Annotated in this window: 13 protein-coding genes and 1 pseudogene; 6 read left to right on the forward strand and 8 right to left on the reverse strand. The window is 42.4% G+C overall.

The features are described from left to right. Window positions 1-11 precede the first annotated feature (11 nt). The 6 genes from HEQ19_31165 to HEQ19_18235 form a co-directional block, all read right to left on the reverse strand. Entirely contained in the window at window positions 12-593 is a 582-nt protein-coding gene (locus tag HEQ19_31165) for a hypothetical protein (protein ID WZI66953.1), read from the reverse strand. 4 nt (window positions 594-597) lie between these two features. Beyond that, window positions 598-1,392, reverse strand: a complete 795-nt coding sequence (phnE, locus tag HEQ19_18215; protein ID WYM01138.1) for a phosphonate ABC transporter, permease protein PhnE — start codon at window positions 1,390-1,392, stop codon at window positions 598-600. 3 nt (window positions 1,393-1,395) lie between these two features. Continuing rightward, complete coding sequence (locus HEQ19_18220) at window positions 1,396-2,124, reverse strand: ATP-binding cassette domain-containing protein (protein ID WYM01139.1); 729 nt, start codon at window positions 2,122-2,124, stop codon at window positions 1,396-1,398. A 236-nt stretch (window positions 2,125-2,360) separates the two neighbouring features. Beyond that, window positions 2,361-3,335: a phosphate/phosphite/phosphonate ABC transporter substrate-binding protein gene (locus HEQ19_18225; GenBank protein ID WYM01140.1), complete on the reverse strand. Its 975-nt coding sequence runs from the start codon at window positions 3,333-3,335 to the stop codon at window positions 2,361-2,363. Between the two features lie 1,025 nt (window positions 3,336-4,360). Next, window positions 4,361-5,491, reverse strand: a complete 1,131-nt coding sequence (locus HEQ19_18230; protein WYM01141.1) for a Rid family detoxifying hydrolase — start codon at window positions 5,489-5,491, stop codon at window positions 4,361-4,363. 122 nt (window positions 5,492-5,613) lie between these two features. Next, window positions 5,614-6,060, reverse strand: coding sequence for an NUDIX hydrolase (locus HEQ19_18235; GenBank protein ID WYM01142.1), 447 nt, complete (start codon window positions 6,058-6,060; stop codon window positions 5,614-5,616). Window positions 6,061-6,067: 7 nt separating this feature from the next. Here HEQ19_18235 and HEQ19_18240 point away from each other — a divergent pair, with 7 nt between their 5' ends. Further along, window positions 6,068-6,253, forward strand: coding sequence for a hypothetical protein (locus HEQ19_18240; GenBank protein ID WYM01143.1), 186 nt, complete (start codon window positions 6,068-6,070; stop codon window positions 6,251-6,253). Between the two features lie 2 nt (window positions 6,254-6,255). Further along, complete coding sequence (gene malQ, locus HEQ19_18245; protein WYM01144.1) at window positions 6,256-7,764, forward strand: 4-alpha-glucanotransferase; 1,509 nt, start codon at window positions 6,256-6,258, stop codon at window positions 7,762-7,764. 97 nt (window positions 7,765-7,861) lie between these two features. Here the strand turns inward: malQ and HEQ19_18250 are convergent, their stop codons facing one another. Together HEQ19_18250 and HEQ19_18255 are read right to left on the reverse strand one after the other, a co-directional pair. Beyond that, window positions 7,862-8,674, reverse strand: coding sequence for a RodZ domain-containing protein (locus HEQ19_18250; protein ID WYM01145.1), 813 nt, complete (start codon window positions 8,672-8,674; stop codon window positions 7,862-7,864). Window position 8,675: 1 nt separating this feature from the next. After that, window positions 8,676-9,464: a pseudouridine synthase gene (locus tag HEQ19_18255; protein WYM01146.1), complete on the reverse strand. Its 789-nt coding sequence runs from the start codon at window positions 9,462-9,464 to the stop codon at window positions 8,676-8,678. A 132-nt stretch (window positions 9,465-9,596) separates the two neighbouring features. Between HEQ19_18255 and HEQ19_18260 the strand changes: the two genes are divergently transcribed. From HEQ19_18260 to HEQ19_18270, 4 genes and pseudogenes are all read left to right on the forward strand, one after another. Further along, a complete protein-coding gene (locus tag HEQ19_18260; GenBank protein ID WYM01147.1) occupies window positions 9,597-10,310 on the forward strand; it encodes a DUF2993 domain-containing protein in 714 nt (237 codons plus the stop codon). Between the two features lie 225 nt (window positions 10,311-10,535). After that, a complete protein-coding gene (locus HEQ19_18265; protein WYM01148.1) occupies window positions 10,536-10,736 on the forward strand; it encodes a hypothetical protein in 201 nt (66 codons plus the stop codon). Between the two features lie 191 nt (window positions 10,737-10,927). Beyond that, window positions 10,928-11,167, forward strand: a complete 240-nt coding sequence (locus HEQ19_31170) for a helix-turn-helix domain-containing protein (protein ID WZI66954.1) — start codon at window positions 10,928-10,930, stop codon at window positions 11,165-11,167. Between the two features lie 21 nt (window positions 11,168-11,188). Continuing rightward, a pseudogene (locus HEQ19_18270) lies at window positions 11,189-12,094 on the forward strand (transposase). Window positions 12,095-12,163: the final 69 nt, after the last annotated feature.

A 12,163-nucleotide genomic window follows, 5' to 3' on the forward strand; every position in this document is an offset into this window, starting at 1 on the left:
AAGAGAATATGTTAAGAAGGTAACAATGAGTAATGAGTAATGAGTAATGAGTAATGAGTAATGAGTAATGAGTAATGAGTAATGACAAATGACAATGAGTAATGAGTAATGACAAATGACAATGAGTAATGAGTAATGAGTAATGAGTAATGAGTAATGAGTAATGAGTAATGAGTAATGACAAATGACAATGAGTAATGAGTAATGAGTAATGAGTAATGAGTAATGAGTAATGAGTAATGACAAATGACAATGAGTAATGAGTAATGAGTAATGAGTAATGAGTAATGAGTAATGAGTAATGAGTAATGAGTAATGAGTAATGAGTAATGAGTAATGAGTAATGAGTAATGAGTAATGAGTAATGAGTAATGAGTAATGAGTAATGAGTAATGAGTAATGAGTAATGAGTAATGAGTAATGAGTAATGAGTAATGAGTAATGAGTAATGAGTAATGAGTAATGAGTAATGAGTAATGAGTAATGAGTAATGAGTAATGAGTAATGAGTAATGACAAATGACAAATGACAAATGACAAATGACAAATGACAAATGACAAATGACAACCCTTTCGAGTAGGGTTTATTTGCACCGATTTACATTGCATCAAGTCGCCGGCGTAATTGACTACTGAAGGCGTCAATTACGGTAACAACTACCAATAATACCAACATCATGGTTGTAGCTTTGGTATATTCAAAACCATCAATATAACTTTTCAACTGGAAGCCAATACCACCTGCGCCGACTACACCCAGCACCGAAGCCGCACGGATATTGTACTCAAACATCCAGAAGGTGTAACCTAATCCCAAGGGCATTACTTGTGGTAAAATTCCGTATTGGGCAATTTGTAACCTTGATGCTCCTGTAACTTCTAAAGATTCTATCGAACGAGAATCAACGGCTTCAATTGCTTGTTGGTAAAACTTAGCAAGATAACCAATAGTGTAAATTCCTAAAGCTAAAGTTCCTGCAGGTGCGCCTAGTCCGGTAGCAGCGACGAAAATTAACCCCAGAATAATTGAGGGAACGGAACGGACTGCATTTTGCAGCAAATTCGCTAACCATTGTAGCCATTTGGGTGCAACATTGCTGGCGCTAGCAACTGCAATTGGTAAGGAAATAATTGCGCCGATGGTGGTTCCCCATAAAGACATTTGCACAGTTTCAATTAAGGCTTTAATGGCGATATCTAAAACTGTTGGATCTGGAGGAAATAGCCGGGAAATAAAATCGGTGATGTAAGGCCAGCTAGTTTTCAGGGTTTCAAAATCGACCTTTAAACCTTGCAGTGCCCAAGTATAAACCAGAACTAACATCAACAGGATGATGAGGGGAGTTAACCAAGGGTAATAGCGTCGGAGTTTTGAATTAAAGATGTAATTCATGATTTATACTTGAGAAAATTGGGCTTGCAAGTTGTTACAAGGGCCATCATAAATAATGCGTCCCGCATCTAAGACGATCGCACGTTGGGCATATTCAGCAGCTAGACACAAATCGTGCAAAACTGTAACAATAGTCATGCCTTGCTGCGAGTGCAATTCGGCTAAAGTTTGCATTACCTGTTGAGAAGCGATGATATCCAAGCCGGTGATGGGTTCATCGGCTAAGAGAATCTGGGGGGATTGGATTAAAGCGCGGGCGATCGCCACCCGTTGCTGCTGTCCACCACTCAGATGACCAGTTTTCTCGTATGCTTGCTCTCTTAAACCCAATTGCTCTAATAACTCTAGGGCTAAAAGGCGATCGCGCTGCGGAAATCCAAATAGAGTTTGCCAATTTTTCCTCACACCTAGCCTTCCACACAGGACATTTTCTATCGCTGACAATTGGCGAATTAATCCACCACCCTGAAATAACATCCCAATATCACGCCTGATGTGGGGAAGTGTGCGCTTAGTCATCGTCACACCATGAATGTTAATTTCTCCACGTTTGAGTGGGACTAATCCAACAAGCGATCGCAATAATGTCGATTTACCCGCGCCATTAAGTCCCAGCAAAACTACAAACTCACCCTGCTTAATCTGACAATTAATCCCATTGAGGATGGGACGATTTAGAGATGCAGTATAAGCTGTCTCTAGGTTGTGACAATCAATTACACAATCTTTCATTCCTGGGTGATCACTGTTAGAAGGTAAAAGTTTTGAGTTACTCCCTTCCCCCTGGAAGATTACCGTTCGCGGAGCGTCCCGTAGGGAAATAATTTTTAGCTCACGCATTCGGCGGAGCCGTTCCCGCAGGGTAGGCGCAAAGGCGCATTCGCGGAGCGTCTCGCAGAGAAGAAGGAAAATTATAGGTAATCTTAGACCGGGAAGGGAGTAGGAGTGAGGAGTGAGGAGTTTTGAAATTACGGTTCGATTCCTGCGAGTTTGAGTGCATCACTGATGGGTGCTAAGTGACGATTGTGATCGACTCGCACCAATTCTGTGGAGTTATACAAATTACGTAGGAGTTGGTTATTTTGTGCCTGATTTAACTTCTGTAGAGCTTGGATGATTTTTTCTCTATCAGGGGCGGGAACGTCGTCATCAATGGCTATACCGTGGGCGGGTACACCAGATATTTTATGCAGCACTCGTAACTGATTCTTTTCTTCTGGTGTAATATATGGAGCAAATAAAGCATATTCTGACACGGTGGCTACATCCGCTTGACCACGGAGAACTGCTTGTAATGCTTTGCTGTAATTGCCACCGTATGTAACTTGATTAAAGAAGCCATCCAAGCGATCGCGGTTGGGGACAAATCCCTGTTTCACCAACTCACTCACCGGGAAAATAAACCCTGAGCCTGATGTGGGGGAAGTAAATGCAATTTTTTTGCCCCGGAGTTGTTCTAGGGTAGCTTTAGCCGTATTTTTGCTTTTGAGGTTGCTTTTGTTGGGGACAACAAATACTGAGTTATAGGTGTATCTGCCAGAATAATTATCCCGTACCTCAGCCAGATACAAACGAGCATTCGCCAATTGTTCAGCTTTCAAAGCCGGACGGCTACTTAAGAAAGCCACGTCAGCCCGATTTGCTCTCAAGGCTTCGACGGCGGCGGTATCATCGCCTACCTGGGCTTTTACGGGGATTCCCAATTCTTTGGATACAAACGCTGCTACAGCATCTGCCTTAGTTTGCAAATCTGTGGAGTCAGCACGATTGGGAAAAACTATTGTTAAAGTTTTCAGTTTTTGGGCAAGTAAGCGGGGTGTCTGTTGACTGGAGTTAGCATTGGCAATAGTCGCCTGTATTCCCCCCAAGGTGCTGAAAACCATACCAGTAAGCGCTACAAATGCCGCGCCAGCACCGAATAAACCTTTTTTGCTCACACTCATTTGTAACTCTCCATAGGGAACTCTTCTCAAACCTTTTGCAAATTATTTGCAATTAGTTCCGTAAATGAATCTAGAGGTTTTAGGAATAAAAGTCAATATGAAGCCTGTAGCAATTAGTCTATGGGTAGCATAGAGTGGAGTCTATGGTACTGTAGATTCTTCGGTTGGGTTAATTATTGAGGAATCACCAAATTCAGCAAATCTCTGGCGCTGACTACTAGTCTGTCAATTTTGTTTTGAGGGATTTTTGGTAGTGTGAGCGTCTCGCTCACGCGGGCAAGATGCCCGCACTACAGTCCATCATTTTTATCTTGACAGAGTACTACTCCCTTCCCGACTGTCTGTCCTCATGCACCAAGTCATCGATGAATGACGGCTCTTCCGTACTTAGCGTGCTGAATTTATTAAAAAATCAGCTTGAAACCCTTGCAGAGCTAAGATAATAGCCATTATTTTCTGTATTTTATATCATATTGCTAAAAATTAAATTATGAACGCCTGTAAGCCTTACTTTTAAAGCAAATTTATAGACTTTAATTAATAATTAAGCACGCTAAGTACGCAAGAACCACATTAAGACGCTTGCTGAATAAGGACACAGGCTGCTTGATGGGAATTCCAAGGTTGCTGCTCATAGCTGTTGTGTTGTGTTGGTAGACATGGGTAGCCAATACATTTAAACAATGTTTCCTGGTAATTTTGCGAAAATTTACCAGCAAATTTTATAATTTATACTTAAAAGGCTCAAACTTCAGCCTCAAATGTTGATACTATTCCAAGTTAGCCATGATACCAATATATTAGTAGGGGCACGGCAATGCCGTGCCCTAAAGCGCTCGTAAGGGCACGGCAATGCCGTGCCCTAAAGCGCTCGTAAGGGCACGGCAGTGCCGTGCCCCTACATGGGACGATATAATTTTGTCATCATAGGGGTTATCGGTTGAGTCCAATACACTCGTAAGGGCACGGCAGTGCCGTGCCCCTACATGGGACGATATAATTTTGTATTGTATTAATATTGCTTCCTAACTATTACCAATCACCGCGATCGCGTCTATTTCTACCAACACATCTTTAGGTAAACGCGATACCTGTACACACGCACGCGCCGGCGCTGTAGTTTCGGGGAAATACTTGGCATAAACTGCATTCACCGCTGCAAAATCTTTCAGGTCAGCTAAAAATACGGTCGTCTTGACTACATCAGCAAAGGTCGCTCCACCTGCCTCTAAAATCGCCTGCAGGTTAGCCAATACCTGCTCGGTTTGCTTTACCACATCATCAGTGTAGACAACATCACCAAGGCGAGGATCGATGGGAATTTGTCCAGCGACGAACAATAACTTACCAGAAGCGGCGATCGCTTGGTTATATGGACCGACGGGAGCGGGTGCTTTATCAGTATTAATTACTTCACGAGTCATAGATATCACTTTTTCTAACGATGCTTCCTGTTTACCGACTTCCACCTGAGAGGCGATCGGCTTGTAAACTTGTCCATTAGGCATTATCGCACCAGTTAGGTCAGCATTTTTCAAATTTGCGCCGTAAATATTTGCCCCGGTTAAATTTGCCTTCTTCAGGTTTGCACCATCAAGGTTTGCGTTAATTAGGTTGGCATTTGAAAAACAGGCTCTTTCTGCATTTGCTCCAGCTAAATTAGCGTTTGTGAGATTTGCATTTGCCAGGTAAACCCCAACTAAATCTGTCTCAGCTAAATTTAACCTTGACAAATTACAATTCTCTAAACTGACTCCCCGAAGTCTAGCTTTCTGAAGATTTGCCCCAGTCAGATTAGCATCAGTTAAATTTACCTGCGTTAAATTTGCTCCCGTCAAATCTGCCCCCGTCAGATTTGCATTAGTTAGATTTGCATAACTTAAGTCCCCATCGCTGAGATCTGCCCAACTCAAATTTATTGATCCACCCTTGATACCGACCAAATTTGTAGATATTAGGGATGCCCTAGAGAGGCTTGTTTCCCATAGGCTAGCTTTTATTAGCCTTGCTTCACTCAAGTCTGCTCCATTCAAACTGGCTCTGTATAGGTCTATCTCACTTAGGTCTACACCTTTGAGGTCTATCCCTTGGAGATTTGCGTTATGAAATTTTCGGTTCCCTGCTGCGTATTTTTCTAAAAGTTCCTCAGCGTCCATCTTGCACCTTTAAATACCTATAACCCAGTATATTCGCATAAATTTTTGGCGTCATAGGTATTCTGCGCCCCCACCTCCCAGTCCCCAGCGATGCACTGAGCTTGTCGAAGTGTCCCCAGTCCCTATTCCCTAATCCCCAACCTCGGACGTATCCCATAATGGCGATATTGCCAATAATCCTGGAGAATGAGATCGTGGTCAAAGCATAAATTACTAGGCACCTGCAACGACTCAAAAATCCCTATACCCTTAGCATCATCACCCGCCACAGGTTCCCCGGTCGCCGTCGCCAAAAACACAATGCTGATAGTATGCTGACGCGGGTCGCGACTAGGGTCAGAATAGACCAGCAACTGCTCAATTAACTCCACCTTTAAACCCGTTTCCTCTTGGGCTTCCCGACGGGCTGCAAATTCCACAGGTTCGCCATAATCGACAAACCCACCAGGAAGTGCCCAACCCAAAGGCGGATTATGTCGCTGAATTAATACTATTGGTCGATGCGGTCGATCAACCAATTCGATAATGATGTCAACTGTCGGTACTGGATTTCGATAAGTTTTAGTCATTTGTTATTTGTTATTTGTCATTGGTCATTTGTCATTGGTCATTGGTCATTTGTCATTACTCATTACTCATTACTCATTACTCATTACTCATTACTCTTTGTCATTTGTCCGCTCCCCAATCCCCAGTCCCCAGTCCCCAATCCGTGATACATTCGATGCGATCGCTTTCTCCCACACCCACACATTAAGTTAAATATGCCTTTTCCCAGATCCAGTGGTATTTTGCTGCATCCTACCTCTTTTCCCAGTCGCTTTGGCGTTGGGGATTTAGGATTTGAAGCTTATCGCTTTATTGATTTTCTCAAGGACAGCTACCAGCAATATTGGCAGGTTTTACCTTTAGGACCGACTGGCTATGGTAATTCTCCATATATGTGCTACTCGGCGATGGCGGGAAATCCTTTGCTGATTAGTCCCGAAAAGTTGGTAGATGAGGGTTTGCTGTCTGCAGCTGATTTTGCTTCTATACCACAATTTGCCCTAGATAAAGTAAATTTTGACCAGGTTATACCACTGAAAATTGGGTTTCTTAAAAAAGCCTGCGAGAATTTTCAGGCTAAAGCAACGCCTAACCAGCGGCAAAAATTTGCTGCTTTTTGTGAGAGTAAGTCCTATTGGCTAGATAATTATGCCTTGTTTATGGCGCTCAAGGATTCCCATGATAGTGCTAGCTGGTATACTTGGGAGCCAGAAATTGCCAAGCGGACTCCATTTGCATTAGATCAAGCACAGCGTCAACTGACTACAGAGATTTTTTATTACAAGTTCATTCAATATGAGTTCTTTCGCCAATGGTCAGAACTGAAGAACTACGCTAATAAAAATGGTATCGACATTATTGGCGATATTCCCATTTACGTAGCTCACGATAGTGCTGACGTGTGGGCGAATCCCGATATCTTTGCTTTAGATGAAGAGACGGGAGAAGCCGCACTCATGGCGGGTGTGCCACCAGATTATTTTAGCGCTACGGGTCAATTGTGGGGCAACCCGGTTTACAACTGGGAACAGTTGCAAAAACAAGAGTTTAAGTGGTGGGTGCAGCGCTTTGAAGCGATGCTGGATTATGTCGATATTATTCGCATTGACCATTTTCGCGGATTTGAAGCTTATTGGGCTGTACCCCAAGGGGAAAAAACGGCGATGAATGGTGAATGGATTGAAGCCCCTGGGGAAGCTTTTTTTGATGCGATCAAAGAGAAGTTAGGTAAACTTCCTGTATTGGCTGAGGATTTGGGTGTCATAACGCCAGGGGTCGAAGCACTACGGGATAAGTATGAATTTCCGGGAATGAAAGTTTTACAGTTTGGCTTTGGTTCCGATCCCGGTAATCCTTTTTTACCTTTTAATTACTCACGTAATGCAGTAGTTTATACGGGAACTCACGATAATGATACGACTATCGGCTGGTTCAATACAGCCAATGATTGGGAGAAACGCAATTTGTTACTTTATTTAGGTGGTATTAGTTCTGACGGCGTACACTGGGATTTAATTCGACTAGCTTTAACTTCTATTGCCAATTTGGCAATTATTCCGTTGCAAGATGTTTTAGGATTAGGTACGGAAGCACGAATGAACTTTCCGAGTATTGCCGAAGGTAACTGGGAATGGCGCTATCGAGGGGAAGGATTGACTAAACAATTAGGCGATCGCCTCAAAGATCTGACCACGCTTTGTGGTCGCGCCCCACAGCCTAAATGAAGAGTGTGGGAGTAGGATAGTTTGGAGTTTGGAGTTTGGAGTTGGGAGTTTGGAGTTATGATTGTCTCCATACCCCATGCCCCATACCCCAATCTCCTTAAAACCTAGGCTTGGCAGCAATTTGGATTTCTTGGACTTTGCCAAGTTCTCCCATTTGCTTGGCTTCTTGCTGATTGACACTCATGAGGACACCACCAGCATTATCTGTTTTCACAATCAGTTGCTTCTCGGCGTTCCACGTGCGATGAGTTCCCTGTGGGAGAGTACCTTCAAACGCAGTTTTGCCATCAGCTACTACACGAATCCATGATGATGCCTTTAAGGTTACACCAATTTCCACTGGCTGACCGTTGTTGGTGCTGCTGAGGGTGTTGCTAAAAGGTTTAATTTGCGGTCCCTGTTCAGATTGGCTTTGTACTGGTTCCAAAAGCGAATCTTCCTCTGACTTTGGCTTACTTTCGGTATTATTTGCTTGTAAGGCGGCATTATTCAGTAACTGAGATAAGCCACTGACAGAGCATACAATGAGAAATATGTAAAGCAAGTAAAGATGAAGAGGGCGCAATTGACTAATTGACTGAGTTTTCCAAGTAGTTGGGAGGTTTACTCGCTCATAAGCAATGGGAAAATTACTAGCAAATTCTGCTCCATTAAAGCCCAATGCATCGGAAAATTGCCTGATTAAACCCTGAATATAGATCGGTTCAGGTAGATCATTTAAATTACCTTCTTCTATAGCCTGCAACAATCTGCGAGGAATTCTGGTCATTACTACCATTTCCTCTAGTGATAGGCCCTGTTCTTGACGGGAAGCCCAAAGTTGAGCGCCCATTTGTGCTAATTTTTCAGATCGTTGTTGCTCTACTGAGGGTGTAGGCTGCTGATTATCTTTAGTTTTTAGCCATTTCATATTACCTGATACTCCTTGACTCCGCTGAATCTTTAATAGGAATTTGCTTTATCTGCTGTTGCAAAAAGCGAATTTCATGATCATTTAGGGAACGATAATTACCCTCGTGTAAAAAGGGTTCTTGTGAAATTTGTAATTGAATAGGACCGATAGCAGTCCGATGTAACTTGATCACTGGATAGCCCAACATTTCGGCTATACGACGGATCTGGCGATTTTTTCCCTCCTGTAAAACAATTTCTAAACAGCTGTGGGTAGAAAAACTTTCTATGAGGCGCACCCTAGCTGGTCGTGTTTTGCTCTCGTCTAAGATCACTCCCCGACGCCACATTTGTAGCACTGCTTCCGGGGGATGTCCTTGAACCATAAGACGATAAGTCTTGGAAATACTGTGGCTTGGATGAGTTAAACCAAACGTCAAATCTCCATCATTCGTAAGTATTAATGCTCCTGTAGATTCAGCATCTAGTCGCCCAACTGGGTGTATACCTGAACCATTGCGAAATTCTTGGGGGAGTAAATCAAGAACTGTGGTTCTACCCTGAGGGTCATAGCAAGTGGAAACGACTCCAGGGGGTTTGTATAGCAACAGATATATCAGATTTGGGCGCTGATCAGGGGATACGGATTTACCATCAATGGCGATCGCATCTGTTTCGGGGTCTACTTTTTGACCTAAATGCGCCAATACGCCATTTACCCGCACACGCGATCGCCGAATCATTTCTTCAGCTTCACGTCGTGAGGCTATACCCCATTGAGCTAGAACTTTTTGTAACCGTGCCTCCATCTGGAAATTTCTTATTCTTCAGTGAATAGTTAAATCATAATATTTGCATTTTGTAGTTAATAGCCTTGAATGTTACATTTAAGGCTTGTTTAACTCTAGTTACCTGTTTAGCCTGACCCATAGAGGGGTTCAATGCCTGACCCAAATCCAAACACAAAAAGTCCCAAAAAGATCGGGATAGTTACAAAAATACTCACTCAAGCTCTCAAACTATGGTTGCGAGCGCAAGTCAGCCTTGTATCCGAGTTGGAGGTACAGATTAGAGCGAGCGATCGCCAAATCTTTTCTGGCTGCATTCCCTGGGTATCTATTGCTGCTAGTCATGCTGTTTATCAAGGTCTCCATGTTAGACAAGTTGAACTAGTCGCAGAAAATATTCAGGTCAACATTGGCTCAGTACTCAAAGGCCAGCCACTGCGACTGTTAGAAACAGTACCTGTAATTGGTCAGTTGATCATCGAGGAAAAGGATCTCAATGACTCCCTGTCATCTGAATTATTATCAACTGCGTTAAATGAGGTACTGGTTCAAGTTTTACCAGAACATTGCCCAAAAACCAAGCTTATTACTTGGCAAAAAATCATCCTTGACAATAATCAAATGATATTGTTCGGTTTGGCGATCACCGAGAGTGAATCCACACCCTTGGAGATTACTGTGGGTTTAGAGTTGCTCAGTGGTCATGAGTTACAGCTATCACTTCTCCGAATTCAGTACAACATGGTAGCGGAAATAGAGGGTAATCATAAATACAATTTAGATCTTGGTTCAGAGGTCGATATTCAAGAACTCACCCTGATGCCTGACAAACTGGTGTGTCGCGGGCGGATTAACGTTAACCCCTGATGATTAAGAGCAAAACTAGAAATGCTTCTTCTTTATTGTAAATTATATCTATAACTACACTATATGTAGTTATAGAGAAATTTTGGCAGGTACAACAACATTATCAAACGAACGCTGCTGTATTGCCTCCATCCTGTCTAATATTCCTAAGTTTAGCCCTTAAGTTCCGGAAATACTCCCACAAGAGAACTATAGCAGGGGACTGGGGACACTTCGACAAGCTCAGTGCATCGCTGGGGACTGGGGACACTTCGGCAAGCTCAGTGCATCGCTGGGGACACTTCGGCAAGCTCAGTGCATCGCTGGGGACACTTCGGCAAGCTCAGTGCATCGCTGGGGACACTTCGGCAAGCTCAGTGCATCGCTGGGGACACTTCGGCAAGCTCAGTGCATCGCTGGGGACTGGGGACTGGGTTACAAGTCTGATTGTGTCTAGGTTTTATCATCAGTTAATGTCCTAAGCACTTTGGCGGTTGCTATAAGTACATTTGTCATAAATAAGGGTTAATCAACAGTAGCTGAAAAGCTAACAATTACTACCAATTAATCACTTATGCTCCGACGCCAAGTCATCTGCTATGAGTAACTACTTTGGCATTTGGCTGTAAAATACAATCATGATACTAGGATTCAAGACACAACTGAAGGTAAACAAACAACAACGTCTACTACTGGCACAACACGCAGGAGTAGCCAGACATGCGTGGAATCAAGGTTTAGCATTATGTCAACAGGTACTCATACATAATCGGACAAACCCTGATGAGAAAATTAAATTTCCTACAGCCATAGATTTACATAAATGGTTAGTAGCAGCAGTTAAATCTACCCATCCTTGGTATTATGAAGTATCTTAATGCGCTCCTCAGTACGCATTAAGATATTTGTCAGATGCCTTTAAATCTTTTTTCAACAAAGTTAAAGGGTTTCCCAACTTCAAGAAAAAAGGTAGAAATGATTCTTTTACATTAGATGGTGCAATTCACATAGACCATAAGAAGATAAGAGTTCCAGTAATTGGGTGGTTGAAAACCTATGAACTTTTACCGTTTGGATATAAACCAAAATCAGTCACAATCAGTAAACAAGCTAACAAGTGGTTTATTTCCTGGAAAATAGCATTAGAAACCAGCGAAACCCCTAAAAAGGAAGAATTTGTCGGAGTTGACTTAGGTATAAATCATCTAGCAATATTATCAACAACAGAAGTATTTGATGGAGCAAAAAGTTATAAAAAGTCTGAGGAAAAACTAGCGAAAATGCAATACTTGAATCGGCATAAACAAGTGGGTTCAAGTAATTATAGAAAAACACAAATAAAAATAGCCAGACTACACCAAAAAATAGCCAACATTCGGAAAGACACATTACATAAAATCACCACCTATATCAGCAAAAACCACGCAGTCATAGGGATAGAAGATTTAAATGTATCAGGGATGTTAGCTAATGGTAAGTTGTCTAAAGCTATAGCTGATATGGGTTTTTATGAGTTTCGTCGTCAGTTAGAATACAAGACTCAACTATATGGGAGCAAGTTAGTCATTGTGGATAGATTTTATCCTAGTAGTAAAACTTGCTCTAGTTGTGGTGAGAAAAAATCATCTTTGTCACTGTCTCAAAGAGTGTTCCAGTGTGATAACTGCGGTTTTGAGTGTAACAGAGATTTGAATGCTGCTATTAATTTAAGAAAAGAAGCGGTCAGATTGACCGTGTTAGCCTGTGGACTGGATAGTGCCGACACTTCCAGGTTGAAGCAGGAAGAAAAAGCGGACATTTGTTAGCATTTGTTAGCTTTTTTGGATCGGTTGAATTGACTGTTGTAGGCTGGGTTAAGGAACGAGACCTAACCT

The organism is Gloeotrichia echinulata CP02 (assembly GCA_038087035.1).
Lineage (GTDB): Bacteria > Cyanobacteriota > Cyanobacteriia > Cyanobacteriales > Nostocaceae > Gloeotrichia > Gloeotrichia echinulata.

Coding starts and splice junctions, on each gene's coding strand:
- phnE (WYM01138.1), bottom strand. CDS start 1,392: ATGAATTACATCTTTAATTCAAAACTCCGACGCTATTACCCTTGGTTA.
- HEQ19_18220 (WYM01139.1), bottom strand. CDS start 2,124: ATGAAAGATTGTGTAATTGATTGTCACAACCTAGAGACAGCTTATACT.
- HEQ19_18225 (WYM01140.1), bottom strand. CDS start 3,335: ATGAGTGTGAGCAAAAAAGGTTTATTCGGTGCTGGCGCGGCATTTGTA.
- HEQ19_18230 (WYM01141.1), bottom strand. CDS start 5,491: ATGGACGCTGAGGAACTTTTAGAAAAATACGCAGCAGGGAACCGAAAA.
- HEQ19_18235 (WYM01142.1), bottom strand. CDS start 6,060: ATGACTAAAACTTATCGAAATCCAGTACCGACAGTTGACATCATTATC.
- malQ (WYM01144.1), top strand. CDS start 6,256: ATGCCTTTTCCCAGATCCAGTGGTATTTTGCTGCATCCTACCTCTTTT.
- HEQ19_18250 (WYM01145.1), bottom strand. CDS start 8,674: ATGAAATGGCTAAAAACTAAAGATAATCAGCAGCCTACACCCTCAGTA.
- HEQ19_18255 (WYM01146.1), bottom strand. CDS start 9,464: ATGGAGGCACGGTTACAAAAAGTTCTAGCTCAATGGGGTATAGCCTCA.
- HEQ19_18260 (WYM01147.1), top strand. CDS start 9,597: ATGCCTGACCCAAATCCAAACACAAAAAGTCCCAAAAAGATCGGGATA.
- HEQ19_31170 (WZI66954.1), top strand. CDS start 10,928: ATGATACTAGGATTCAAGACACAACTGAAGGTAAACAAACAACAACGT.